General features: G+C 41.7%; 23 protein-coding genes, 1 pseudogene and 1 riboswitch. Of the genes and pseudogenes, 7 read left to right on the top strand and 17 right to left on the bottom strand.

Going from position 1 to position 25379, the window contains the following annotated elements; translation table 11 throughout:
• Window position 1: 1 nt before the first annotated feature.
• A complete protein-coding gene (locus tag ABEQ24_RS00120; protein ID WP_430004861.1) occupies window positions 2-1108 on the bottom strand; it encodes a glycosyltransferase in 1107 nt (368 codons plus the stop codon).
• A 213-nt stretch (window positions 1109-1321) separates the two neighbouring features.
• Here ABEQ24_RS00120 and ABEQ24_RS00115 point away from each other — a divergent pair.
• From ABEQ24_RS00115 to ABEQ24_RS00105, 3 genes and pseudogenes are all read left to right on the top strand, one after another.
• Window positions 1322-2611, top strand: a pseudogene (locus tag ABEQ24_RS00115) (UDP-glucose dehydrogenase family protein); the annotation flags it as partial.
• Window positions 2608-3564, top strand: a complete 957-nt coding sequence (locus ABEQ24_RS00110; protein WP_430004860.1) for an NAD-dependent epimerase/dehydratase family protein — start codon at window positions 2608-2610, stop codon at window positions 3562-3564. The pseudogene ABEQ24_RS00115 and the gene ABEQ24_RS00110, both read left to right, overlap by 4 nt.
• Window positions 3561-4694, top strand: coding sequence for a glycosyltransferase family 4 protein (locus ABEQ24_RS00105; protein WP_430004859.1), 1134 nt, complete (start codon window positions 3561-3563; stop codon window positions 4692-4694). Before ABEQ24_RS00110 ends, ABEQ24_RS00105 begins: the two co-directional genes overlap by 4 nt.
• 39 nt (window positions 4695-4733) lie before the next feature.
• Here the strand turns inward: ABEQ24_RS00105 and ABEQ24_RS00100 are convergent, their stop codons facing one another.
• From ABEQ24_RS00100 to ABEQ24_RS00090, 3 genes are read right to left on the bottom strand one after another with little or no spacing between them, the layout of a single operon-like run.
• Window positions 4734-5237 carry a hypothetical protein gene (locus tag ABEQ24_RS00100; protein WP_430004858.1) on the bottom strand — a complete coding sequence of 168 codons (504 nt, stop codon included), beginning with the start codon at window positions 5235-5237 and terminating at the stop codon, window positions 4734-4736.
• 15 nt (window positions 5238-5252) lie between these two features.
• Entirely contained in the window at window positions 5253-6320 is a 1068-nt protein-coding gene (locus tag ABEQ24_RS00095) for a CotS family spore coat protein (RefSeq protein ID WP_430005270.1), read from the bottom strand.
• 48 nt (window positions 6321-6368) lie between these two features.
• Complete coding sequence (locus ABEQ24_RS00090; RefSeq protein ID WP_430004857.1) at window positions 6369-7502, bottom strand: glycosyltransferase family 4 protein; 1134 nt, start codon at window positions 7500-7502, stop codon at window positions 6369-6371.
• Window positions 7503-7933: 431 nt separating this feature from the next.
• Here ABEQ24_RS00090 and ABEQ24_RS00085 point away from each other — a divergent pair, with 431 nt between their 5' ends.
• On the top strand, window positions 7934-8953 hold the full coding sequence (locus ABEQ24_RS00085) for a CotS family spore coat protein (RefSeq protein WP_430005269.1): 1020 nt from the start codon (window positions 7934-7936) through the stop codon (window positions 8951-8953).
• A gap of 342 nt (window positions 8954-9295) precedes the next feature.
• Here the strand turns inward: ABEQ24_RS00085 and ABEQ24_RS00080 are convergent, their stop codons facing one another.
• From ABEQ24_RS00080 to ABEQ24_RS00070, 3 genes are all read right to left on the bottom strand, one after another.
• Window positions 9296-9712: a CotO family spore coat protein gene (locus tag ABEQ24_RS00080; RefSeq protein WP_430004856.1), complete on the bottom strand. Its 417-nt coding sequence runs from the start codon at window positions 9710-9712 to the stop codon at window positions 9296-9298.
• A 72-nt stretch (window positions 9713-9784) separates the two neighbouring features.
• Window positions 9785-10234: a GNAT family N-acetyltransferase gene (locus tag ABEQ24_RS00075; RefSeq protein ID WP_430004855.1), complete on the bottom strand. Its 450-nt coding sequence runs from the start codon at window positions 10232-10234 to the stop codon at window positions 9785-9787.
• Between the two features lie 3 nt (window positions 10235-10237).
• A complete protein-coding gene (locus ABEQ24_RS00070; protein ID WP_430004854.1) occupies window positions 10238-10699 on the bottom strand; it encodes an SRPBCC family protein in 462 nt (153 codons plus the stop codon).
• Between the two features lie 640 nt (window positions 10700-11339).
• Here ABEQ24_RS00070 and ABEQ24_RS00065 point away from each other — a divergent pair.
• On the top strand, window positions 11340-11984 hold the full coding sequence (locus ABEQ24_RS00065) for a hypothetical protein (RefSeq protein WP_430004853.1): 645 nt from the start codon (window positions 11340-11342) through the stop codon (window positions 11982-11984).
• 103 nt (window positions 11985-12087) lie between these two features.
• Here the strand turns inward: ABEQ24_RS00065 and fabI are convergent, their stop codons facing one another.
• From fabI to mgtE, 10 genes are all read right to left on the bottom strand, one after another.
• Entirely contained in the window at window positions 12088-12861 is a 774-nt protein-coding gene (fabI, locus tag ABEQ24_RS00060; protein ID WP_430004852.1) for an enoyl-ACP reductase FabI, read from the bottom strand.
• A gap of 118 nt (window positions 12862-12979) precedes the next feature.
• On the bottom strand, window positions 12980-14215 hold the full coding sequence (locus tag ABEQ24_RS00055; RefSeq protein WP_430004851.1) for a DUF445 domain-containing protein: 1236 nt from the start codon (window positions 14213-14215) through the stop codon (window positions 12980-12982).
• A 139-nt stretch (window positions 14216-14354) separates the two neighbouring features.
• Complete coding sequence (locus tag ABEQ24_RS00050) at window positions 14355-15371, bottom strand: thiazole biosynthesis adenylyltransferase ThiF (RefSeq protein ID WP_430004850.1); 1017 nt, start codon at window positions 15369-15371, stop codon at window positions 14355-14357.
• Window positions 15372-16139, bottom strand: a complete 768-nt coding sequence (locus ABEQ24_RS00045; RefSeq protein ID WP_430004849.1) for a thiazole synthase — start codon at window positions 16137-16139, stop codon at window positions 15372-15374.
• A gap of 3 nt (window positions 16140-16142) precedes the next feature.
• Window positions 16143-16346: a sulfur carrier protein ThiS gene (thiS, locus tag ABEQ24_RS00040; RefSeq protein ID WP_430004848.1), complete on the bottom strand. Its 204-nt coding sequence runs from the start codon at window positions 16344-16346 to the stop codon at window positions 16143-16145.
• A complete protein-coding gene (gene thiO, locus ABEQ24_RS00035; protein ID WP_430004847.1) occupies window positions 16343-17458 on the bottom strand; it encodes a glycine oxidase ThiO in 1116 nt (371 codons plus the stop codon). Before thiO ends, thiS begins: the two co-directional genes overlap by 4 nt.
• Window positions 17455-18063 carry a thiazole tautomerase TenI gene (gene tenI, locus ABEQ24_RS00030; RefSeq protein WP_430004846.1) on the bottom strand — a complete coding sequence of 203 codons (609 nt, stop codon included), beginning with the start codon at window positions 18061-18063 and terminating at the stop codon, window positions 17455-17457. The genes thiO and tenI overlap by 4 nt, the downstream gene beginning before the upstream one ends.
• The gene (gene tenA, locus ABEQ24_RS00025; RefSeq protein ID WP_430004845.1) at window positions 18060-18746 is read right to left on the bottom strand and encodes a thiaminase II; all 687 of its coding nucleotides are present in this window, start codon (window positions 18744-18746) and stop codon (window positions 18060-18062) included. Before tenA ends, tenI begins: the two co-directional genes overlap by 4 nt.
• 73 nt (window positions 18747-18819) lie before the next feature.
• A riboswitch (TPP riboswitch) is annotated at window positions 18820-18929 on the bottom strand.
• Between the two features lie 69 nt (window positions 18930-18998).
• Window positions 18999-20852, bottom strand: a complete 1854-nt coding sequence (locus tag ABEQ24_RS00020) for a monovalent cation:proton antiporter family protein (protein ID WP_430004844.1) — start codon at window positions 20850-20852, stop codon at window positions 18999-19001.
• A 23-nt stretch (window positions 20853-20875) separates the two neighbouring features.
• On the bottom strand, window positions 20876-22243 hold the full coding sequence (mgtE, locus tag ABEQ24_RS00015) for a magnesium transporter (RefSeq protein WP_430004843.1): 1368 nt from the start codon (window positions 22241-22243) through the stop codon (window positions 20876-20878).
• Between the two features lie 321 nt (window positions 22244-22564).
• On the opposite strand from mgtE, the gene ABEQ24_RS00010 reads away from it, so the two are divergent.
• A complete protein-coding gene (locus tag ABEQ24_RS00010) occupies window positions 22565-23740 on the top strand; it encodes an FtsW/RodA/SpoVE family cell cycle protein (RefSeq protein WP_430004842.1) in 1176 nt (391 codons plus the stop codon).
• 170 nt (window positions 23741-23910) lie between these two features.
• The gene (prpE, locus tag ABEQ24_RS00005) at window positions 23911-24654 is read left to right on the top strand and encodes a bis(5'-nucleosyl)-tetraphosphatase PrpE (RefSeq protein WP_430004841.1); all 744 of its coding nucleotides are present in this window, start codon (window positions 23911-23913) and stop codon (window positions 24652-24654) included.
• Window positions 24655-25379: the final 725 nt, after the last annotated feature.

Genomic DNA, 25379 nt, shown 5'->3' with positions numbered 1-25379 from the left:
ATCACTCTGCGTTTCTGCACTCTAATTCTATTTGTTTTTTTACAAATCTTTCATACAGCTCATGCTGCCTTCTCAGCTGTTTTTTTAATTCGAACCTTTCCTCTATAACATATCTTGCAGCCTTTGAGTACTCGCTCCAAGCTTCAGGTGAACGGAGAAATGATTCGATTCCGTCAATAAGCTGCTGAATATTCCTTTCTTCAATTAAATAGCCTGTGCGCAGATGAGTAATCAGCTCAGGTATACCTGCATGTCTCGTTGATATGACCGGAAGCCCGATGGCCATCGCTTCTTTTAAAGCATTGGGAATTCCCTCAACATCTCCATTTTGTGCCGTTTCACTTGGCAAGCAAAAGAGATGTGCTTTTTGAAGTTCCGCAGCTATTTCAAACAAACTCATTTTCCCTAATAATGAAACGGATTGTGTTAACTCAAGTTCTTCAATCAGCTTTTGAAGAACAGGCCTCTCTTTGCCGCCTCCGATAATTTTCAGCTTGATTTGAGGATAATTTTTTTGAACTGTTTTAAATGCCTGAATAAGGGTTTCATGTCCTTTTTTTTGAACAAGCCTGCCGACTGAAATAAGGACGAATTCCCCATCACACGGTTTGGGGCGTTCTTTTAAAGGAAACAGATCAAGGTCAATTCCCCCGTACAGGACATTGATCTTGTCACTTGGAACCCCAAGCTTCAGCAGCTCATTTCCGAGATACTCACAGACCGGAACGAATAAGCTGTCATAATTCACAATCGAACGGTACCGGGAAAAATTTTTATTATAAAGCACTTCGCTTTGTGCTGAACCATCAGAACCGCGAATGCTCACTATAAAAGGCAGATTGTGCTGCATGGCAAGCGGAAAAACATCAACGGCATGTTTTCCGTGATGCGCATGGATGGCGACTACCTTCTGTTCTTTAAAAAACGCATCCAGGTCTGAAATCTCATTTATATTATAAAAAGATTCAATTGGAAAATCAGTGTCCTGTTTTCTCGGAAAAGGACCGATGACAATCGACCGGTAAAGCCCCTGATAAACCATTTGATTATATATAAAGCGCTGATTGATTTTCACGTCTTCCATTAAATAATGGGCAATTGTTTCCATCTGAGAAGATTCACTCCTCTGCTCATGGTAAAGATAAGGGTTCTTACCGTCCACTCGCTCTTCATTTTTTATGTTCTAGCCTATTCACAAGCTGCCCCGAAGGCAATTTGTCCTTTTTAAAACCTTCTTTTATGAGTTTTTTCTCAGATGCTGTAACCTTTCAGGCTTGTTTCATAATAGGCTATGGGAGATGGTGTTTAGAAAGGGGTTTCCACTATGAATGTTTGCGTGATTGGCGCTGGCTATGTTGGCTTAACAACTGCAGCCGTTCTCTCAGATATTGGTCATCACGTTGCATGCATCGATCAAGACACAAAAAAAATTGAATCGCTGCAGAACGGCTTTATGCCAATTTTTGAACCTGGTTTAGAAGATTGCATCCAGAAAAATAAAAGCAGGCTCCGCTTTACTGACGATCTTAAATCTTGCATAAACCAGGCAGAAATCATTATGATGGCAGTCGGCACACCGTCCCTTCCGGATGGCAGCTCAAACTTGAGCTTTCTCTATAAAGCGATGATTGATGTCATGGAACATCTTGATTCCTATAAAATAATCATGATAAAAAGTACGGTTCCTCCGGGGACTAATGCTGCGGTCCTGCAGTTCCTGAAAGATAAGGGGTATCAGCCGGAACTTTTTGATCTTGTATCAAATCCTGAATTTTTAAGAGAAGGATCGGCCCTTCATGATATGAAGTTTCCTGATCGGATTGTTTATGGCTTGGCAAATGAAAACGAGGATTTGCTTGGTCAGCTGAAAGAACTATACCGCGGGATAGAAGCTCCCGTTATTGTCACAAATTATGCTGGAGCAGAATTAATCAAATATGCTTCTAATGCTTTTTTGGCTGCTAAAATCAGTTTTATAAATGAAATTGCCCGGTTTTGTGAACAATTTGGAGCAGATGTGACGCATGTTGCTAAAGGGATCGGCCTGGATGCGCGGATTGGCCCCTCATTTTTGCAGGCAGGCATTGGGTACGGCGGTTCCTGTTTTCCAAAAGACATAAAATCATTAAATTTTACTGCTAAAGATCACGGACTTCAGCCTCTCATACTGGATGCTGTTCAATCTGTAAATTCTTCTCAAATGAACATCTATTTTGAAAAAATAAAAGCCATGTTTCAGGAGCTGTCCTCCATGAAAATTGCCGTACTTGGTATTGCCTTTAAACCGAATACAGATGACATCCGCGAATCTCCTGCTGTTGCACTTATCAAAAAACTTCATGAGTACGGGTGTACAGTTACTGCATACGATCCCAAAGCATCTCTGCCGGCAGACCTAAGAATGATTGTGCAGTCTGAGACTCCTGAAGATGCCATGCAAGACGCAGATCTAACTGTTGTGGCAACAGATTGGCAACAATTCATTGACCTCGACTGGAAACAGGCACGAAGTATCATGAAAGGCAGATCAGTAATTGACGCGAGAAATTGTCTGGATCCTGACATCATCAGAGCAGCTGATTTAATTTTTATTGGAGTTGGCCGCATATGAGAATTATTGTAACAGGCTGTGCCGGATTTATTGGCTCACACTTATGCGAAAAGCTTTTGGAGCAGGAAGAAAACACAGTAATCGGGATCGATTGCTTTATCGGTCCGACCCCCTCTTCTTTAAAAGATTTAAATATATACAGTTTGCTTGAGCACCCGCGCTTTCAGTTTATAAAAGACTCAATCATGAATATTGATTGTGAGGAGATTTTGCAAAATGCAGATGTTGTCTATCATCTGGCAGGCATTCCAGGTGTTAGAGCAAGCTGGGGCAAGGATTTTTTTCCATATACCGAAAATAACATTCTCGCCGCACAGCGTTTATTAGAGGCTGCTAAGTCTGTTAATCTGAAAAAGTTCATCTATGCTTCCACCTCGTCTATTTATGGATACAAACATGGAATGGTGCCTGAGGATGCCATGCCTGAGCCGCTCTCGCCTTACGGAGTAACAAAGCTTGCAGGCGAACACTTATGCTCGGTTTATCATCAGAACTTTGATGTTCCTGTTACGATTTTGCGTTATTTTACCGTATATGGGCCAAGACAGCGTCCAGATATGGCTTTTCATCGTTTTTTCAAACAAATTCTAACCGATCAGCCGCTCACATTATTCGGAGACGGCACTCAATCCCGTGACTTTACTTATATTGATGATTGTGTAAAAGGAACAGCGGCTGTGATGAATGCAGAGAATACGACCGGAAAGATTTTTAACATCGGGGGAAAAGAAAGAGCTGCCATTTATGAAATCATTAATGAAATGGAAAAAATCACCGGCAAAAAAGCTGTTATCCGCTATTTGGATGCAGCAATCGGCGAACCGAAACACACCCATGCAGATATCTCCCATGCATCCAGGGAATTAGGCTATTCACCTGATATTTCCTTGCGCGAAGGACTGATCAAAGAATTTGAATATATGAAAGTCATCCTAAAAGGAGAATCAATATGAATCTCGCTTTTATCTGCACAGAAAAACTGCCTGCACCTGCAGTTAAAGGAGGCGCCATTCAGCTAATGCTTGACGGAATCTCCCCTTATTTCAGCGAAAATTACAGGGTAACCGTTTATTCGATTACCGATCCACTTTTGCCGGAGAAAAACAGGGAGAACGGAATAACCTATATCCGGTTTCCGAGAGCTGGTTTTTCAGAGAATGTCGCATTGAATTTAAAAGAAAAATCATTCACTCACATCCACATTTTTAATCGCCCAAGTGAAGTTTGCAGATATAAAAAAGCTTCACCTGACAGCAAAATCATTTTAAGTCTTCATAATGATATGTTTACGACGAGAAAGCTTAGCCGTGAGGAAGCCTGTGAAGTCATTGATCACTGCGACAGCATCACAACTGTAAGTGAATACATTAAACGCACTGTTACCGTCCGGTATCCTCAAGCTGAACCAAAAACTCATGTCGTATATTCTGGAGTGGATATCACAAAATTTCACCCGCCCTGGTCTGTAAAGGGACAGGAAATAAGAGCTGAGCTGAGGAAAAAGTATGGTTTGGAGCAGCATCATAAAGTCATTCTTTTCATAGGCAGGTTAAGCAAAACGAAAGGTCCTGACCTCCTGATTAGATCCATGTACGAGATTATCAGACACGAACCAGATGCCGTTCTTGTCATCGTCGGCGGAAAATGGTTCAGTGAAAACGGAATGAATGATTATGTCAGACACCTGTACGAAATAGCTGAGCCCATTAAACATAATGTACACTTCACAAAATATATACCATCACCTGAAATTCCAAACATCCTCTTAATGGGTGACCTCCTTGTTTGCAGTTCACAATGGCACGAGCCTCTTGCAAGAATTCATTACGAAGCAATGGCAGCCGGCCTTCCCATACTTACAACAGATCGGGGCGGCAATGCTGAAGTCATATTTAATGATGTGAATGGCTGTGTTATCAAAGAATATGATCAGAAGGAGGCATTCGTTTCATTTATTACACGCCTTTTACAAAACACCAGTCTCTCTGAAAATTTCGCGAAAAACGGAAGAAATATGGTTGAAGAGAAATTCTCGTTTATTCATACAGCCAAAAAGCTTGAGCAAATCTATTTAAAATCTTAAAAGAACCAGCCCTAAGGCTGGTTCTTTCATCTTTATCAACTAGATAAAAATAACACGATTCGTTCTGCGGGATGAAACGATTTTTGATTTTCTCTTGCCGATTCCAATAAAAATCGTGTCGTCTTGAATACCGTAAAAATCAGAGTCTTCATCAATCAATTGCTCCATTAATTGATCGTAATTAAAGGCAGATTGATCATCCTGAACCGCTTCCATGACAGCAGGCTCAAAGACATCCGTTTTGATTGGAACAGCTGACGGCGCTGTAACTTCCGCAGAAACAGTTTCCCTTTTTACTGGAGCGAATGCCGTTTGATTCATTGCAGCATTCCGCCGGTTTCTTACAGGAAGCTCTACAAGCATAATATTCTCATTCTGAGGTTCAGGATGTTTTATTTTATACTGGGACAAAAACATCTCAGGATCTTCAAGCATGTTTTCGTACTCGGCAGAGCTCCAGCCCATTGGACCAGGCGGAGAAAAGGAAAAATCACCCAATTTTACGATTGGTATTTCATTGTGATCTTTTTTTGCCTCACTCATCTTTTACTCCCTCCTTTATGCTTTTATTTTGGAATAAAATTCATCAAAATCTGATAGAAATTTTTGCTTTGATTGTTCAACTGCGATAATGTTCTGAATCGCCCAAATGTATTTTTCATCTGACCATGACGTTTTTTGCCCTAAAAAATATTTGTGAACAATGGAACAGTATAAATGCGGAAATTTCAAATCTGTCCATAACACCCGGTATTGATCTTTTGTGAGGGGATTCGTTTGGTCATACTTTCTTAAGAGTTCGATGACAAGGTCATTATCCCACACTGACATTTTTTTCATGACTTTATTTAAAATAACTCTTAGATCCCTGGATGGCAGATCCGCTGTAATGGAATGAAGCTCTTTCATGGCAAGCCCTTCATCAAGCTCAATAAAACGGGCAAGCGTAAAGTCCTGCTGGCAAAACATTCTGGATTCCAGACATTGCAGCGACCACTTCTCATAATGCCCCTCATCGAGTTCTGCCAAAGCCTGTTTTCCGCGGAGAATCATTTCATCTATTGATTCAATCACCATTTTTGAAAATTGATCAGCCATCCACGTTTGTTCCATTTCAGGATCGATTACAGCAGGTGCCGGAAGATTATTTTCGAGGTCTGATTTTATGGCAAGCATTTTATTTCCTTCCAGTTCCTGCAGCTTCCAGCGGAATAACTTGTGCCATTTGCCAAGACGGCTTCTTTTTTTACTTGTTTCATGCGGCATGTATCCGCTTGATGCTTGATGAAACTTTCCTATAAACTCCATGATTTGCAGCATTTGACGCTTGTCATAATAAAGCACTTCTTTTCCTTCTTGCAGGTCATAAAGAACGTATGCCGAGTTCTCGGCGCCTACGCATATAGCTCCAGTTTTGGTGCGGTGAATGGCAGCAATTTGAAGACCATGTTCCTGTAAATGCTCATGTCCTTCTGCGATAAGCAGCATTCTCGCAGGCTTCATCACAACTCTTTTTAATATTTTTATCCCTTGCTCAGTTTCCACCCGCCAAGTCGTTCTTCCGCTTTTATTCGTTAATAGGGTTATTGACTGCACATCAAAAGGGTACAAGCTTAATATATTCATTTGAAGTTCATGCCGGCTTAGTTCTGTATCCACGATGTTCCACCCTTTCTATCTCCCATTTTCATAAACTCTCAATAAGTTTCCTGAAACCGTGTTCCAGCTGAATTCACGCTCTGCTTTTGACCTGCCGTACCTGCCCATTTCTTCTCTTTTTCCCGAGCTGTCAAGCATTGAGTTGATGGCTTCCGCATATGCCATTGGATCTTCAAAATTTTTGATGACTTTTCCGTTTCTGCCCTCATCAATAACCTCTGGATTCCCGCCTCGATTGCTTGTGATAATCGGCAGTCCGCAAGCCATTGCTTCATAATGAACACGCGCAAGCGGTTCTTGCCATTGCGATGAACAGACGAATATGTCTGACATGGCATAGAGCGTAGGAATATTTTTGGGCTGGACAAATTGAATGAACTGAACATTTTCAGGATACATCGCGCCGAGAGTGTATAAATGTCTGACGTAGTTGTTGACTTCATTGTCGCCAAACCATTTCGAACCAATAAAAATCATGACCGTATCAGGGTGCCTTTTTATAATTTCGGGCATTGCCTGTAAGAGGATGTGAGGTCCTTTTACTTTGCTTAATCGCCCTACAAATAAAATAACCTTCTGATTTCTCAGCTTCAGTTCAGAGCGTACCCGTTCCTTTAGCCTCCTGCCTTCAGACGTCCAGTCAGGAAAATAGGTTTGAAGGTCAACACCTGAATAAACGGTTCTCACCTTGCCTTTTGCCTCGGGAAATCGGTCTGTAATCGTCTTTCCGATATAATCGCTCACCGTTACAATCTGGGCGACAGCAGCAATGCAGGCCCTGCCCTCTTCATCCGTCATTTTATCATTGGCGAACATCTCATTGTGAACACTTAAAATCCATCTTGAACCTGGTGATTCTGCATGCAGAAGCGGAATCCATGCGGGCCTGTTGCAGAGGTGAATCACATCATACTTCGTATTTTTCACATGCTCAGCAAGCAAAGAAAGATAATCGCTTTCTGCAAACCGAATATAATGAACAGCATTTCTCGTTTCAGTCTCAGGAAGATCCGGATGCTGAATCGAGAGGATCGTCACTTCATGCTTTTGTGCAAGAAGAGGAGCAATAGAATCAAGATAGATTTGGATCGCTCCCCCTTTAATTGCAGGAACAGGCAGTTTTTCTGTTGCTATTAATGCAATCTTCATACGTTACCTCCATTCGTCTATAAAACCCTTATCTTAAAATACGGAAATAAGCGGAATGGTGTGCTTTCCCCATAGAAACTATTTAAAAAAAAGGCGTATTCATCACTTTTCAGCGGAATATTGCGTGTGATCATCCTGTGCGGATCATACTGATTAAAAATCTAAACAACAAATAAAGTTTACGAAAAGAGCCTAGGACAAAAAACGCACTATTTTCATAACCTATGAAGTAAAAGGATGGGATGGTGACGATATTGGCCGGAAAAATACTCTTTAACTCCTTCGATTATGAAGAAGAGATGGAATCAGAACTTGCAAAATCACCTGCGCGTGCGGATCAGAAAACAACGCATCAATATGATGTTCCAAAAGAAAAGAAACAAAAGGAAAAAAAAGAAGAGAAAGAGGAAGCAGAAGAAATTGGGTTTGTCATGACACCGGAAGAAGAAGCAAAGCTTGTAAAGCTTGCTGAATATATTATTGGAAGCTGGGATATCTCTGTTGACCGGATTGAAGTCATTCAAGGCGGGCAAATGGCCCTCGTATGGAAAATTCACACGAGCAGCGGACCCGTCTGTTTAAAGCGGATACACCGCCCTGAAAAGAAAGCATTATTCTCCATTAATGCTCAAAATTACTTAGCAGAAAAAGGCGCAAGAGTACCAGGAATTATCCGGAACAAGCAAAACCAATTATTTACTAAGCAAGGGCCATATTTATTCGTTCTCTATGATTGGATTGAAGGCGGGGTTTTCGATTTAGCCGTTGATCCTGATCTGGAATTTGTCATGAAAGGACTGGCTGAATTCCACTTGTGGTCAGAAGGATACCATCCGCCGGAAGGCATTCCAGTGTTTAAAAAACTTGGACGCTGGCCAAATCACTACATCAAAAGGTGTCAGCAGATGGAATCATGGAAGCATATAGCAAGAACCACGCCCGATAATCCCTTTTCGCAATTGTATCTACAGGAGATCGATTATTTTATAGATCAAGGAAGACAGACTCTAGAACGTCTGATGAATTCTAAATATGTCCCTTGGATCACAGAGCAAGCAGCAAATCCTACACTTTGCCACCAGGATTACGGTGCTGGGAATACCGTACTTGGAAATGACGGCAAGATCTGGGTCATCGACCTCGACACGGTCTCATACGACCTGCCGATCCGTGACCTCCGGAAGATGATCATTCCATTGCTGGATACAACAGGCGAGTGGGATGAAGCAAGATTCCAATTAATGATGAACGCATATGAAAGCGTCAATCCGTTAACATCCGAACAAAAAGAAGTGATGTATATTGACATGCTTTTCCCTTATGAAATGTACGATATTGCACGGGAAAAATTCGTCAGAAAGACTGATATGTTTCCAGAAGAGCTGGCTCAGGCATTCGAATATGAAAGAATCAAAGAAACGCAATTAAATTCCATGATCAAATCGAATTAAATCGAGAAAACTCATACGCTGTGTATGAGTTTTTTTGAAATGCCGCTGATGAGTGCTTGCTGTATAATCATGGGGTTACCTCTTCATTGGCGTGTTCTTTTCACATTAATTCGCGGGCTTTTGGATTTAATTGGCGGCCTTTCCAAATTAATTCGTGTGCTTTTGGATTTAATTGGAGGGCTTTCTAAATTAATTCATGTGCTTTTGGATTAAATTCGCGGGCTTTCTAAATTATTTCGCGCGGATTAAGATTTCCTTCAACCTGAATGTGAACAAAATCAGATTGAACATTCAAACAGAACCGGTATACACAATACAAAAAAGTGCCCATTCGGACACTTCTCATAAACCTTTTAAATATATGGCCTTTATTTCTTCCAGCGGAACTTTTTCACCGTTTATCGTCACACAATTATCCTTGTATTCTGTTACTTTGCCTATGTGGGTTTTTACGTTCGTTGAGATGCTGCAGTTCAGGCTTGAAAGACGGTCAGGCAAATGAAGCAGAAGCTGAATTTTATCCGGTATCGACAAGTCATTAAAGGAATGCAGAGGCTTTGTCAATTTGCCTTCTTTTTGGACCGCTGCCTCAGGCTTCACTTCCTCGCTTAAAACAGCTTCCTCAGGTGCAGCTGCTGTTTCGGCCGGCAGCACTCTTTTTACGACATATGTTTTTTGCATGGATGTTAACACAGGTTCAAATTCCGGCTGAACGATATACAGCAGCGGAGGATTCTTAACAGATTGATGCTTTTTCACAGACGTCCCTCCTCATGTTCGTGTTCTACAAAGAAGTATATGCGGAGAGATTAGTTTTATGATGAGAGAGTGTTAAAGAGATATTTTCATAAATTTGCTGACGTCTTTGAACCCCATTTGTTCGTAAAGTTTCATTGCTTTCTGGTTATGTGCATACACATTCAGCTTGACATCACTGTACCCGTTTTGTTTGAACTCCTTTAATGCTTCCTCCATCAACAGCTTGGAGTAGCCCTTGCCTCTGTATGATCCTTTTACATATAAATCATTAATCCAGCCTATTTCATCGCCTGTCAGGAAATCGAATGCTTTATCAATCATAATCCAGCCAATCAATGTGCTTTCGTCCATCAGGCAAACAAAATATGCCTGATATTTAGCGGAGTGTTCGTAGGCTTCAATCATTTTTTCCTTATTATCGTCTGAAACGTGGTTTGTTGCTTCTCTGCGGTTTTCTCCCGCTAATTCATATATTTCTTCTAATTCGGCTGATTCAGCCAGTTTAAATGTTACTCCCTTCATCGGTCACAGCCCTTTTTTATCATCTGTCACCTTTGCTTCCAAAGCTTTTTTCATATGCTGAAGATGATCTCCATCTTCTTTTTTCATAATCTTCACAAATACCGGCTTTATGAGTTTCATTGTGAACTTTTTGGCATTGATTTCACATTCAAAACGGATTGTCGTCTGATTTCCTGATGATGAAAACGTGTAATGATAAATAGCTTCCATCCCGTTCATTTCACTTTTAACGGAGTACTTTGAGCTCGGAACAAATTCTGTAAACTCAATAATCGCTGATGCTTCCTTTCCCCTTATTTCACGGGTTTCCCTGTATTTCGTGCCTGCCTGGACCGGGCCCTCCGTCAGCTTTTCGACTTTCTTCACATTTTGCATAAACAATGGGGCATTTTCAACATTTGACGCAAATTTGAATACTTGGTCAAGCGGTGCATCGACAGTAACCTGATCTTGAAATTCACTCATGCTAATACCACTCCTCCTTATAATTAGGATTTCATTCCTTATCCATATTTTATCAGAATAGGGGTGGTCACATGGACAGGGAGCAAATTTATTTTTTTCGAAAAAAATCGCAACTTTGGAAGGTAGATGATTCTTTGGAATACGGTTTATTCTGAAATTGTGGAATCATACGGGGGCTTTGGTTCCACTATTCACATTCCATCATGTAATTGTGGAATCATTCAGGCGCTTTGATTCCACTATTCACGCTCCTTCATGAAATTGTGGAATCATACTGGGGCTTTGGTTCCACTATTCACGCTCCTTTATAAAATTGTGGAATTATCCAGGCTTTTGATTCCACTATTCACCCTTCTTCATGAAATTGTGGAATCATCCAGGCCTTTGATTCCACTATTCACGCTTCCCCATGAAATTGGGGAATCATCTAGGCTTTTGATTCCACTATTCGCCCTCCTTCATGAAATTGGGGAATCATCCAGGCTTTTGATTCCACTATTCACGCTCCTTCATAAAATTGTGGAATCATCCTGGGGCTTTGGTTCCACTATTCGCGCTTCTTCATAAAATTGTGGAATCATACGGGGCTTTGGTTCCACTATTCGCGCTCCTTTATAAAATTGTGGAATTATCCAGGCTTTTGATTCCACTATTCACCATCCTTCATGAAATTGGGGAATCATCCAGGCCTTTGATTCCACTATTCACGCTCCCTCATGAAATTGGGGAATCATCCAGGCTTTTGATTCCACTATTCACGCTCCTTCATGAAATTGTGGAATCATCCAGCCCTTTGATTCCACTATTCACGCTCCTTTATAAAATTGTGGAATCATCCAGGCTTTTGATTCCACTATTCACGCTCCTTCATGAAATTGGGGAATCATCCACGCTTTTGATTCCACTATTCACGCTCCCTCATGAAATTGGGGAATCATCCAGGCTTTTGATTCCACTATTCACGCTCCTTCATGAAATTGTGGAATCATCCAGCCCTTTGATTCCACTATTCACGCTTCTTCATAAAATTGTGGAATTATCCAGGCTTTTGATTCCACTATTCACCCTTCTTCATGAAATTGTGGAATCATCCAGCCCTTTGATTCCACTATTCGCCCTCCCTCATGAAATTGGGGAATCATCCAAGCTTTTAATTCCACTATTCACGCTCCCTCATGAAATAGTGGAATCATCCAGCCCTTTGATTCCACTATTCACCCTCCTTCATAAATTTGGGGAATCATACAAACCCTTCGAGCTCACTAAACATTCTCAATCTAAGTGAAAAGGAATCATAGCTTAGCCCATACTCTCCTCCAACAACAAAAAAACGGGAACAAATTGCTCTGCAATTCATTCCCGTTTCTTCTTTTTTCTCAAGGCTTAGATTAACCTAAAATATGATAGCCAGAGTCTACATGAAGATTTTCGCCAGTCATGCCTCTTGCAAGGTCACTGAATAAGAACAGGGCTGTATCTCCAACTTCTTCTGGTGTTGTTGTGCGGCGCAGCGGCGCGCGTTCTTCGATATCTTTCAGGATCGAGTTGAAATCGCTGATTCCTTTTGCAGAAAGCGTACGGATTGGGCCGGCAGAAATGGAATTCACGCGGATGCCGTCTTTTCCTAAATCGCTTGCCAGGTATCTCACACTTGCATCAAGTGATGCCTTAGCAACTCCCATCACGTTGTAGTTAGGAAGGACTCTTTCTCCGCCAAGATATGTGAGTGTCACGATGCTTCCGCCCTCTGTCATTAAGCCTCTTGCAGCTTTTGCGACAGCTGTCAGTGAATAAGAACTGATATTGTGAGCAAGCAAAAATCCTTCGCGCGTTGTATTCATGTACTCTCCGCTCAGTTCTTCCTTATGGGCAAACGCGATGCAATGGGCGATACCGTGAATAACGCCGACTTCCTTTTTAATTGCTTCAAAACATGTGTCAATTTCAGCATCATTCGTTACATCACATGGAAGAACAATGGAATCATTGCGGTCAAGCGTTTCAACTAGATCACGCACTGATTTTTCAAGGCGCTCACCTGCATATGTAAAGATTAGACGCGCTCCCGCCGAGTGAAGAGAACGGGCAATTCCCCAGGCAATGCTTCGTTTGTTAGCGACGCCCATTACGACTACATTGCGTCCAGTTAATGATAAATTCATTTGGAATCCTCCTAATTAATACATGTTATTAGTACCTGGTTATAATTATATCATGCTATTTGCTTATTTTCTAGAGCACTGCCGGATTTCATCGATAAACCTGAATCATCACAGCTATTTAAAAGAGCATTTTTAGTCCCGTTAAAACAATTCCGATGAAAAATCCGCATACTGCACCGTTCACCCGAATCCACTGTAAATCTTTCCCGACATTATTTTCAATCATATCAATTAATTTTTCATCGTCAAGCTTGTTTAAATTCTCTTCGACAAGTTTGCCGATTTTGGAATGGTTTTTTTCGATAAAAAGAGTGATTTGTTCTTGTATTTTGCTCTCGATAGCATCTGTTTTTTCTTTATCTGCACTGATTTTCCCGATTAATTGATCAGCAAAAGGCATAAGATGGCCGTCCATAAATGAACCTTCTTCAATAAAGGTTATTGTTTTTATTTGCGTCTTCTTTAAGATTGTCATCAGTTTTTCAGAAGGATCCCACTCTGAAATCACACGGTCTACTTCCTCCAGCAAAGCATGGTTTTCCTGAATGCCGAGCAATTCTTTTCGAACGCGCTCAAGGATGGCCTGCCGGTATTCACTTTCAGGATTCCGCAAACCGCCAATTACATTCAGAATAATATCCTGGAGAATTTTCCCCAGTTTTTCTTCGTTTACAATATTCCGGAAGGATTTAATGGCAAATTGCAAAAAACCATCGGCCTGTCCATTATCAATGGCCCTCATCGCAAACCTGCCAAACTCCTCCCGCTGATCGCGTCTTGACGCCCACTCCTCAGCTTTCATCAGGAAATAATCCAGGCTTTTCTCATCATATTTCCGTTCAAGCACCTGATGGATGAGCGCTTTAAGGAGATTCAATACTTCATCAGATGTTAAATAACCTTTCAGCTGCTTCTGGATAAGGGGAGCAAGTTTTTCAAAATCCACACTTTCAATCATTTGGATCATGAGCGATTTCATTGTTTTTTTGAAAGAATCAGAATGAACCTCTTTTTCAAGGATAGGCAGCAGTTTTTCTGTCAAGTTTATTTGTGATAATTTCGTTTGAATACTGTTCTTTGACAGCCAGTCATTTTCGATTGTGTTAACCAGTGCCCTGATCATCCTGTTGCGATTCTTTGGCAATAATGCGGTGTGCGGGATAGGCAAGCCGAATGGGTGTCTGAATAACGCTGTAACTGCAAACCAGTCTGCTAACCCGCCGACAAGTCCGGCTTCAAATCCTCCCTGCAGAAATTCTCCAGCAACAGATCCCTGAAAAGGGATTGTTGCGGCAAACCCCGCTCCCATGACAGCTAGTGATATTCCAGCTAAATTCTTAGATTTATTAGACATGTTCTACCTTCAATCTTTATAAAATAATTGTTAAGTCCATGCTAGTCTAAAACAAGAAAGAAATCCAATAAATCTATGTCATAATCCAGAAAAAAACTGGCCTGTATTGGCCAGTTTTCTTTCATGTATTCTAAACTTGTTATCCTAAATAGCGCTGATAAATTTTCCTTGCTTCCGCTATATCTTTTGTTCCATGTATCAGTGCCCGGCCGTCACGGAAGACGACGATTCTGTGCTGCTCCGTCTGAAATGAAAGTAAATACGGATTTGCCGTGATTTCTGCAGCAGCTCTTCCAAGTGTTTTTGCAAGCTCCTTAAAGTTCATTTCTTTTGAGACTGAAGGTCTAATTTGAACCGTATCTCTGCCGCATAGAACCGACATTTTCACACTATTAGTGCGTGATAAAAACGGATAGACGGCAGATTCGCCGCATGATGGACAAGCTGAATCTTTCAGTGCATGGACTTTTATTTGCGAAAATTGATTTCTCCAAACATCAAACGACAGCAGTTCTTTTCTCAGCTGATCTGCAGCGCCTGTTAACAATTTCAGCACTTCCCCTGTTTGATAAGAGGCAACCATTTGGACAGCAGGACTGATAATCCCCACTGTATCGCATGTTTGACCTTCCATTGGAATTTGCTTCAAAAGGCAGTTCAGACAAGGCGAAAGACCTGGCAAAATCGTATAAGTCAGGCCATAGCTTCCGACACATGCCCCGTAGATCCAAGGAATGCCCTGCTTAAGAGCTGCATCATTGATCACAAGCCGCGTTTCAAAATTATCTGTTGCATCAACAATAACATCTGCATTCTGACTAAATTCAAGAATATTCTCAGCCGTCACATCTTCAATGACCGCGCTGATTTCTACTTCATGATTAATCTGTGATAGTCTTTGTTTGGCAGCTGCTGCTTTAGGAAGACGCAAATTCGCATCTTCTTCTGTATAGAGCTGCTGCCGCTGCAAGTTGCTCCATTCAACGTAGTCACGGTCTACTATCGTCAGTGTGCCGACGCCCGCACGTACAAGCATTTCTGCATTTGCCGTCCCAAGAGCCCCCGCACCAATAATGAGGACATGACCATTTCGAATGTTCTTCTGCCCTGCTTCTCCTATTGGAGAAAATAAGATTTGCCTAGAGTACCGTTCCATTTAGGATGTTATCATTCCTTCGTTCGGGCTGCTTGCAGATGCATAGGTTTTGACCGGTATTCTGCCTGCTTCATAGCTTAACCTTCCTGCTTCAATAGCAAGCTTCATAGCTTCTGCCATTTTAACAGGATTGCCTGCAGCAGAAACGGCGGTGTTTAACAAAACACCATCCGCTCCAAGCTCCATCGCTTTTGCTGCATCAGCAGCTGCTCCAATACCTGCATCCACAATTACCGGCAGATTCGTTTGTTCAATTATAAAAGATAGATTAAGAGGATTGATAATGCCCTGACCTGAACCGATCGGCGATGCGCCAGGCATAATGGCATGAACACCTGTTTCTTCAAGCCTTCTTGCTAGCACGACATCATCGGACGTGTAAGGAAGCACTATAAACCCTTCCTTGACGAGCTCCTCACTTGCTTTTAAGGTTTCTACAGGATCGGGCAGCAGTGTCTTCGCACACCCAATCACTTCTACTTTTATCATATCACATAACCCTGATGCCTTAGCGAGCTTGGCGATTCTGACTGCTTCTTCCGCCGTTTTCGCACCGGCTGTGTTCGGCAGAAGCGTGTAGCGTGAAAGATCAAGCTCCTCTAGAAAATTAGGCTGAGACGGTTCAAAAAGATTCATCCTTCTTACCGCAAACGTTAAAATATCAGCTTCAGCCGCTCGTACTGCTTCTTTTTGAATGTCATAAGACGGATACTTTCCCGTTCCAAGCAGCAATCTCGATTGAAACGTTTTTCCTGCGATTGTCAGCATTTTTTATCCTCCTCCTACAAAATGAACGATTTCAAGAACATCCCCGTCATTGATAACCGTTTTTGCGTATTCTTCTTTGGCAATAATTTCTGAATTATGTTCAACAATGACGATTTTATTACTTACTTTATAAAAAGCCAGCAAATCTTGAACCGTGCGAACAGATGACTGCAGAGCGACCATGCTCCCATTCACTTTCAGCGTCATAATCTCACCTCTAGTTCACGGTCCATTCTAAATTCATGAACGTATTCTTTATTTACATGTTTATTAAAAAATAAATCGCAGATCATTTCACCAGTTTTCGGAGCAAGAAGGATGCCATTCCGGAAATGACCTGTTGCCACAAAAAGGTTCGGCATGCCCAAATGCTTGAAAATAAATGGCTTTCCGTCTGCTGTTTTAGGTCTTAATCCAGCCCATGCGTGATGAAAACTGGCCTTTTCAATTGCCGGCATCATTTTCACCGCTTTATTCATGAGGGCTGCAATCCCTTGAACGGAAGGCTCTGTATTCCACGTATCTTCTCTCATCGTTGCGCCAATTACAATTCTTCCGTCAAGCTTTGGCACAAGATAACAGCTTTCATGAAAAACAGTAGATGATAGTTTTCCCTCTTTTAAAGTCACAGACAAACACTCGCCTTTAACGGGATAAACAGAGGTATTCCGGGCGAAATCCTTTAAGTATCTGGTGCTCCATGTACCATTTGCAAGAATTAGAGCTTCGCAAAAAAAGAGATCTTGAGGCGTTTCAATTTCATAATGGGAGTGTTCAATTCTGTTGATATTATAAACTGGTGTGTTTTCAAAAACCTTTCCGTTCATGAGCTGAATTGCTTTTGTTAAGGCTTTGCAAAGAGCAGCGGGATTAACCTGGCCGTCTTTTTCAATTTTAAGAGCCCCGTATATGGCATCCGATATGCCTTCTTCATTCCTTAGAACTTTTTCTTTAGAATGCCATTCAACATCTGGTTCTTCTGCTGCTCTTTTTTTCAAAGCATCCGCTTCTTCTTCTGAAATTGCCAGTTTGTACATTCCATTGTACTGCAGCTGTATGTCGATTCCGGTCTTCAGCAGCAACTCATGAGCTAATTCCGGATAAAGCGCCTGGCTATCTTTCGCAAACCTGAAAAAAGCATCATCCTTTTTTGTTTCAGTATGGGCGCCAAGCATTCCGGCAGCAGCACTGGATGCGCCGCTGCCTGTTTTCCCGCTTTCAAACACAGCTACGCGGATGCCTGCTTTCGCTAAAAAATAGGCTGAGGCAAGCCCGATGACGCCCCCGCCGATAATACCGGCATCAAATAAAGGTTTCAATCGCCCATTCCCCCTCTTAATAGTTCTGCAATCTCAAGTGCAGCATGATAAGGATGATCGGATGAAAAAACGCAGGACATCACGGCTGCTCCTTCAATCTTTAAATCTCTTATTTCTGGAATGACAGCGGGGGTGATTCCCCCAATTGCAATGACAGGAATGCTGACAGATTCAGCTATTTCCTTTAATGCACCAATCCCTCTTGCTTTTAAACCTTCTTTAGATGATGTCTGAAATACATGGCCAAAAAGGAGACGGTCTGCCCCATTTTCAGCACAATAGATTGCTTCAGCAGCAGAGTGCACAGAACAGCCCGCCACAAGGTGCGGAAACCTCTGTTTCACCAGTTTCACATCAAAACTGTGAGATGGGAGCTGAACCTGATGCAAACCAGAAAGAAGAGCTGCATCCACACGGTCATTCATTATAAGCTTTGATTTCGGCACCCCATTTCGATGGAGAGCTTCAACCAGCTCTATCAGTTCACAAGCTGATTTATTTCTTTCTCTAATATGAATGGCATCGGCAACTGTATGTATGTCTGTGATGATTTTTATGAGCTCTGCTATATTACGGCGGCCTTCTGTCACAAGATGCAATTTCACTTTTGCATCTGCACCGTTTCTGACTCATCCCACGCTTCCATTTTTTCCGCCATGTCCCAGAAACGATATTCATACATCGAACTGATGAGGAAGTTTTCTTTCATCATTTTTCTTTCGTGATCGCTTGCAAGCAGCGCAAGCTCGTCAAATCGTGCAATCTGTTCAAGAACCAGCTCTTTAAACCAGTCACCGTGATAAGTCGCGATCCATTTTTCATAAACATCATCACCCGGCTTGCAATCTTTCAGATGCTCACCGACTTCATAATAGAGCCAGTAACAAGGAAGTAATGCGGCAATGATTTCGCCAAGATTTCCTGTCGCAACGGAACGGTACATATGAGAGGTGTAAGCATACGCAGTTGGAGATGGCTTAAATTCTTCCCTTTCCCTCTCTGTAATGCCAAGCAGGACTGAAAATTGCTGATGCAAAGAGAGCTCCGCTTCATACGTTCCCTGTGAATGAACGGACATTCGGTAGGTAGTATGCAAATCAGGCGCCATTGCCCCTGCAAAAGCCTGCACTTTTGCAAAGTGCGTCAAGTAATATGAATCCTGCATCACATAATATTTAAATTTATCCTTTGAAAGGGTTCCATCGCCAATTCCTTTTACGAAAGGATGTTCAAAGCTTCCTTCCCACCATTTATTTGCATACTCCCGGCATTCTTTTGAAAATGACATGTTTTGTTCCTCCTCTTTTTTAAGTGCGAAAACGGCAAAAAACCACTTTTCGCATAGAAAAGTGGTGTATGAATAGGCCTTTACACCACTTCCCTACGCTGGTTTTAGCCAGATCAGGTTCTGAGGGTCTTGAAGGCAAACTTCAATCTCAGCCCTTCTGACAGGGCTCCCCTAGCGGTAGTTCATATATAATTTTAGAAATATTTACATGTACATCATATCATGATGAAAGAAACTTTCAAGTCAAAACTTTCAGCTTTTATGGAATTCAAGCTCTTGTCTGAGCTCATCGACATATTCAGCAGATCCAGTCAGGATCAGCAGATCTCCGCGTTTAAGCTCTGTATCGCCGTGCGGCACAATCGATTCATTTTCCCTGAAAATACGGACAAAGATAACGTCGCCGGTAAAGGGAAAGCTGCGCAGCACCATGCCATCGTAACGTCTGTTGTTCATTTTAATCTGATACAGCGCCGAATCGTTATGAGTCAGAATTTTCATGATGCCAGGAGCTTCAATCAGTGCTCTGAGCAGAGTTTTTGTAGATAACAGGACAGAGAAGACATCAATACCCTTGACTCTAAGCTGTTCATCCAATAATGGTGACGAAATGCTTGCTATCACGCGGTCCACTTCAAGCTCTTTCGCAAATAAGGAAATTTCCGCATTCGCATCTTCATCTCCCGTAGCGGCTATCAGGATATCTGCATTGAAAACATCTTTTGACTGAAGAGTTTCAATTGAATAATTTTCAAGGTCCTCAATCTGAAAAAGGGATTCAGCGATCTGCAGTTCATTTTTATCGATATGAGTATGATACACCGTTGTATCATACAGCTTCGGATTTAACTCGCGCGTTACCGGAAGTGTCATCTGATTGGCTCCAATGAAAGCAACCTTCAGCTTCTTTTGGGCAGACAGCTGTACAGGGAAAAGCTTCTTAAACCCGATTGGAGTAAAGATACTCGTCAGGACCGCTGTTAAAATGAGCGCCCCGGACATTTGCGCATCAATCACATTCACTCTTTCTCCAATAGTAGCTGCCGCAATAACAAGAGATAATGTTGATGTCAGCAAAAAGCCAGATGCCAGCGTGGTCTTTGTGTCATACCATCTCTTCAGTAAATAGATCGGCACAATTTTAGAGATCAGCAAAGCGATAAACAGCAAGGGAATCAGCATTAGAATCTTAGAATCTTTAAACAGCGACCATATGTCAAGTTCGACACCCACCATGACAAAGAAAATCGGAATCAAAAAGCCGTATCCGAAGGAATCCATTTTATGAACCATTTCTTTGTTCGGTGAAAGCAGCGAGACAAGAACCCCCGCCAAGAAAGCACCTAATATATTTTCAGCTCCGATTGTTTCTGATAGAGCTACAAGGACAACAATCAGGGTGAAAATCGCTCTAGTCCCAATTTGAATCGTGCCTTTTGACAGAGTTTCAATAAACGACCTGCTTTGAAAAGTTTTTCCGAGGAAATATAAAGCAATTCCAGCGCCAAATAAAACTAAAAGCAGCCACGTATTCGTATTTTCACCGCCATAAATCGATGCAAAGACAGCAAGCAGAATCATCGTCACTAAATCGGCGATAACTGCAACAAGCAAAATAATTTGTCCAATGTTGGATTTCATTATGCCCGCATCCTTCAGAGTAGGAACGACCACACCGAGAGATATCGTGGAAATAATGAGTGTCATCAAGAAGGCATTTTCGATAAAACCAAGGAAAACAAACAAATACGATAGGAACAGAGACAAAATAAAGATGCCGACAAAAACAAGGAATGAAACGGCAAACGTATTTGGCGCCTCTTTTCCGCTCGGAAGCTTTTCTTTTTTCCGGCCGCCGATAAAAGCGGTGAAATCAATTTCAAGTCCGCTTAAAAACATAAGAAAAATAAATCCGAGCATGGACAGTGTTTCAAGCCACATATCCTCCTGGACCAGATTAAATCCGCTTTGACCGATAATGATTCCCATAATAATCTCGGCCACTACAACAGGCATGACTTTAATTTTAAAGCGATGCAGCAGGAGAGGGGTTATAAAAGCGGCTAATAATACGATTACAAGTGATGAAAAAGATGCTCCATGCACAGTATTTCCCTCCTATCCTGAATCTAGATTAAATATTGCATGAACAAAGTTGCCATCCCAAAATAGATAAGAATGGAAATAATATCATTAATTGTTGTAATAAAAGGGCCTGATGCCACGGCAGGGTCAACCTTCAGCCGGTGCATCACAAGCGGGACAAACGCCCCGGCGATTGTCGCAACAGTCAAGGTTGCAAGAATGGAGATGCCAACCAGAAGTCCTAAAAAGAAATCATGCTTCCAGAAATAAACGACTCCAATCACAAGAAATCCGCACACTGCGCCATTTATGATTCCTGTACCAGCTTCTCTGGCAATAATTTTTAAATTGCCGCCCTCTTCAAGATCACCCATTGCAATTCTTCTGACGGCAACTGCAAGTGCCTGCGTCCCAGTATTCCCTGCCATTCCAGCAATAAGAGGAATAAATACAGCAAGAATGGCAACTTTATCAAGTGTTTCTTCAAACTGTCCTATTAAATTAGCGGTTAACATTCCGAGAAATAATAAAATAACCAGCCATGGCAATCTTTTTTTGGCCGCTGACAGGGGCCCCCTGTCGATAGAATCCACATCTGATACCGCTGCAAGCTTTGAATAGTCGTCAGATGCTTCTTCATCGATAACATCGACGATATCATCAACCGTAATAATTCCCAAAAGATGATTCTGAAAATCAACTACAGGCAGAGCAAGGAAATTATAGTCTCTCATTTTTCTTGCAACATCTTCTTGATCTTCGCCGACGGATACAGAAAATACCCGTTCGCTCATAATTTCGCCAATCATGAGATCATCGTCGCTGACGATTAAATCCCGCAGTGAGATTACGCCTACAAGATGCTTATCTTCATCGATGACATAAAGATAGTAAATCGTCTCAGCGTCTGGTGCTTCATGCTTTAAAATATGCATGGCAGATTTAACGGTTTGATTGGCAATAATGGCGATGAATTCAGTCGTCATGATACTTCCTGCTGTAAATTCTTCGTAATGCAGGAGTTCACGGATTTCCTGTGCAGCTTCATCATCCATGATGGTCAGATAGCTTGCTACCTGATCTTTATTCAGTTCATTAAGTACATCTACCGCATCATCCGCGTACATGTGCTCAAGCATTTGGGATGCAAAGCGCGGATCCATTTCGGATAGGTACATTTCGTAATTGTACTCTTCGTCTTCTATATTCTCAAAAAGAGCAGCCATTTCTTCAGGAGACAAGTAATGATAAAGCTTTGTCCGTTCCTCCTGCTCAAGCTTGACAAAAATTTTCGCCTGATCGTATGGATGCTGCTCCAAAAACATGGAACGAAACCCTTCAAAGTCTTCATTCTCCAAGGAGGTTACTAATTTAGCTGTTTCCATCTCCAGTTTTTCTCTTTCATCTGACATCAAGAGTCTCCTCCTTCCCCGACACGTTCCTATATTAAAGCCAAGACATCGAAATGTCATCAAATTGTGATACATTTTATACACGTGTATAAAACATGCATGGCACTAGTGTTTGCGCTCTGTACAGACGTTTTTTCCTTGTGATAAGGTAGCATGTTTTGCGATGTTTTACAAATGAATCCTTTGCAAATTCATCAATTTTCGCTAAGATTGATTAGTGAAACTTCAATCAGAGGGAGTTTATTCACCTCTGATTATTGTTTCAGAATTAAAAAAATGATTTTCTTACATTCTTAGTTTTTTTATAGAAAGGGATCCATTATGAACACAGATAAATCCCCACAGCAGCAGTTAGACTACACACTTATTTTTATTATGTTTTTAATGGCGCTGACCAGTGCCATTGCGATAAGCAGTGCCCAACCTACTCTACCCGAAAAATTGCAGAATATAAACTTTGCCTTTCTTCAGCTTAGATGGTACATCATCGGAATTATCGCAGTTATTGGAACAATGGTCATTGATTTTGACCGGTTCAAACAGCTCTCATGGTATTTATATGGATTTGGGATGGTTTTGCTATTAGGGCTTGAAGTCCTGCCGCCGCCGCTTGTAGAGCCGATTAAAGGCGCAAGAAGCTGGTACACTCTCCCTGGTATAGGTAATTTCCAGCCTTCAGAACTTATGAAAATATTTATGATTATTGTCCTGAGCAAAATTATCACAGATCATCGCGAAAAATACGCCACCAACACGGTCAGAGATGACTTGTTCCTTTTAGGTAAAGTATTTGCAGCAGCGGCACCTCCCATACTTCTGCTGATGAGACAGCCTGATACCGGGATGACAATGGTCTTTTGTGCCATTATCGGATCGTTAATTATTGTTTCAGGTGTTAAATGGAAACTCATTCTCAGTTTTATTTTATCCGGTGCCGGAGTGGCAGCTATAGGCGTTTTTATTTTTTTCACCTTTCCGGATTTCTTCAACAAGTACATTCTAGACACTAATTCTTACAAACTGGATCGAATTTATGGCTGGCTTAATCCCTATGAATATTCAAGCGACATCGGATTTCAGCTGATCAAATCCCTTCTTGCCATCGGATCGGGTGAGCTTTACGGAAAAGGCTATCAGCAGCTTGAGGTTTATTTGCCTGAGGGTCACACAGATTTCATTTTCGCGATTATTTCTGAACAATTCGGATTTATCGGCGGCAGCATTGTGATTTCTCTTTTCTTCCTGCTCATCTACCGGATGATTCACATTGCACTTGAGAGCAACGATCCATTCGGAAGCTTCCTCTGTACAGGAGTCATTGGCATGATAACGTTTCAGGTGTTCCAAAACGTCGGCATGACTGTCGGCCTTCTGCCAATTACAGGGTTGCCGCTTCCTTTTATCAGCTATGGGGGAAGTTCACTTGCAACCTATATGATTGCCATTGGCATTGTGCTGAATGTCAGATCACGGACGAGGAAATATATGTTTGATTAAGAAAAGCTGAACATTCAGGAACAAATGAAGCCCGTTTTTATAACGGGTTTTTTCTATTATCCTGCATTCTTTTCTTTCATTATTGGAACGATGAAAGTATATGATATTTTTGATTCTTTAAAGATATCTGCTATCATCTTAGAAAAAGAGACAAATGAGGACGGGTTTAGATGAAAATTGATATTATCGGTGACATTCACGGCTGTTTTGATGAGTTTTATGAACTTACGGAAAAACTCGGATATGATTGGAAAAACGGGTATCCTGTACACAGCAGCAGAAAGCTTGCTTTCGTAGGAGATCTTGCTGACCGGGGCCCACAATCTATAAAAGTAATCAAGACCGTTATTAAAATTACAGAAAATCAAGCAGGATTCTACGTGCCAGGCAACCACTGCAACAAACTGTACCGCTACATGCTCGGAAATAAAGTCCAGGTTGCACATGGTTTAGAAACGACTGCCGCAGAACTTGAAGCGCTCGCTGAAGATGATCGTAACCATATCTATCAAAGCTTCATGAAGCTCTACGACGAATCACCTCTCTATCAGGTTCTTGATGAAGGCAGACTTGTCATAGCCCATGCTGGGATCCGGGCAGACTACATAGGAAAAACGCATAAAAAGGTAAAAGAATTTGTTCTTTACGGGGACATAACAGGCCAGACAAACCCTGACGGCACTCCTGTAAGAAGAGACTGGGCGAAGCTGTACAAAGGAAAACCATTTATTGTCTACGGTCACACACCTGTTCGCGAAGCAAGATTTGTCGGCGATACAGTGAACATTGATACTGGAGCGGTATTTGGAGGCTATTTAACAGCACTCAGGTATCCTGAAAAAAAGGTTGTCTCAGTCAAATCATCCATGCCTTTTGACGAAACAAGGTTTAGGGAGATAGATGGGGGAGCATAAGTGTGATTAGTGGAATTAAAACTACTCTTTGTTTCCTTCTTTCCTTGAATGAGCGGGGTTTGTGGAATCATAGCACCTCTTTGTTTTCCTCCTTTCTATGAAATAGTGGGACTCGTGGAATCATACCACCTTTATGATTCCTCCTTTTCTTGAATAAGCGGGAATCTTGGAATCATACCACCTCTTTGTTTCCTCCTTTTCCTGAATGAGGCGGATTTGTGGAATCAAACACCTCTTTGTTTCCTCCTTTCCGTGAAAATAGCGGGATTCGAGGAATCATATCACCTTTATGATTCCTCCTTTCCTTGAATGAGCGGGACTCGTGGAATCAAACCCATCTTTGTTTCCTCCTTTCCATGAAAAAGCGGGATTCGTGGAATCAAACACCTCTTTGTTTCCTCCTTTCCATAAAAAAGCGGCATTCGTGGAATCATAACACCTCTTTGTTTCCTCCTTTCCTTGAAAAAGCGGGGTTTGTGGAATCATAACACCTCTTTGTTTCCTCCTTTCCTTGAAAAAGCGGGATTTGTGGAATCATAACACCTCTTTGTTTCCTCCTTTCCATGAATAAGCGGCATTCGTGGAATCAAACATCTCTTTGTTTCCTCCTTTCCATAAAAAAGCGGCATTCGTGGAATCATAACACCTCTTTGATTCCTCCTTTCCATGAAAAAGCGGCATTCGTGGAATCATAACACTTTATGCTTCCTCCTTTCCTTGAATGA

The sequence above is a fragment of the Metabacillus idriensis genome (genome assembly GCF_050483325.1).
Lineage (GTDB): Bacteria > Bacillota > Bacilli > Bacillales > Bacillaceae > Bacillus_P > Bacillus_P idriensis_A.
The sequence above is the reverse complement of the archived record's forward strand: the minus strand, read 5'-3'. Positions and strand labels throughout refer to the sequence as shown.

Coding starts and splice junctions, on each gene's coding strand:
- ABEQ24_RS00105 (WP_430004859.1), top strand. CDS start 3,561: ATGAATCTCGCTTTTATCTGCACAGAAAAACTGCCTGCACCTGCAGTT.
- ABEQ24_RS00075 (WP_430004855.1), bottom strand. CDS start 10,234: ATGAAGGGAGTAACATTTAAACTGGCTGAATCAGCCGAATTAGAAGAA.
- fabI (WP_430004852.1), bottom strand. CDS start 12,861: ATGAATTTATCATTAACTGGACGCAATGTAGTCGTAATGGGCGTCGCT.
- ABEQ24_RS00085 (WP_430005269.1), top strand. CDS start 7,934: ATGACACCGGAAGAAGAAGCAAAGCTTGTAAAGCTTGCTGAATATATT.
- mgtE (WP_430004843.1), bottom strand. CDS start 22,243: ATGTCAGATGAAAGAGAAAAACTGGAGATGGAAACAGCTAAATTAGTA.
- ABEQ24_RS00070 (WP_430004854.1), bottom strand. CDS start 10,699: ATGAGTGAATTTCAAGATCAGGTTACTGTCGATGCACCGCTTGACCAA.
- ABEQ24_RS00045 (WP_430004849.1), bottom strand. CDS start 16,139: ATGCTGACAATCGCAGGAAAAACGTTTCAATCGAGATTGCTGCTTGGA.
- ABEQ24_RS00090 (WP_430004857.1), bottom strand. CDS start 7,502: ATGAAGATTGCATTAATAGCAACAGAAAAACTGCCTGTTCCTGCAATT.
- ABEQ24_RS00120 (WP_430004861.1), bottom strand. CDS start 1,108: ATGGAAACAATTGCCCATTATTTAATGGAAGACGTGAAAATCAATCAG.
- ABEQ24_RS00050 (WP_430004850.1), bottom strand. CDS start 15,371: ATGGAACGGTACTCTAGGCAAATCTTATTTTCTCCAATAGGAGAAGCA.
- ABEQ24_RS00095 (WP_430005270.1), bottom strand. CDS start 6,320: ATGAATATATTAAGCTTGTACCCTTTTGATGTGCAGTCAATAACCCTA.
- ABEQ24_RS00100 (WP_430004858.1), bottom strand. CDS start 5,237: ATGAGTGAGGCAAAAAAAGATCACAATGAAATACCAATCGTAAAATTG.
- ABEQ24_RS00010 (WP_430004842.1), top strand. CDS start 22,565: ATGAACACAGATAAATCCCCACAGCAGCAGTTAGACTACACACTTATT.
- ABEQ24_RS00055 (WP_430004851.1), bottom strand. CDS start 14,215: ATGTCTAATAAATCTAAGAATTTAGCTGGAATATCACTAGCTGTCATG.
- ABEQ24_RS00110 (WP_430004860.1), top strand. CDS start 2,608: ATGAGAATTATTGTAACAGGCTGTGCCGGATTTATTGGCTCACACTTA.
- prpE (WP_430004841.1), top strand. CDS start 23,911: ATGAAAATTGATATTATCGGTGACATTCACGGCTGTTTTGATGAGTTT.
- tenA (WP_430004845.1), bottom strand. CDS start 18,746: ATGTCATTTTCAAAAGAATGCCGGGAGTATGCAAATAAATGGTGGGAA.
- thiS (WP_430004848.1), bottom strand. CDS start 16,346: ATGACGCTGAAAGTGAATGGGAGCATGGTCGCTCTGCAGTCATCTGTT.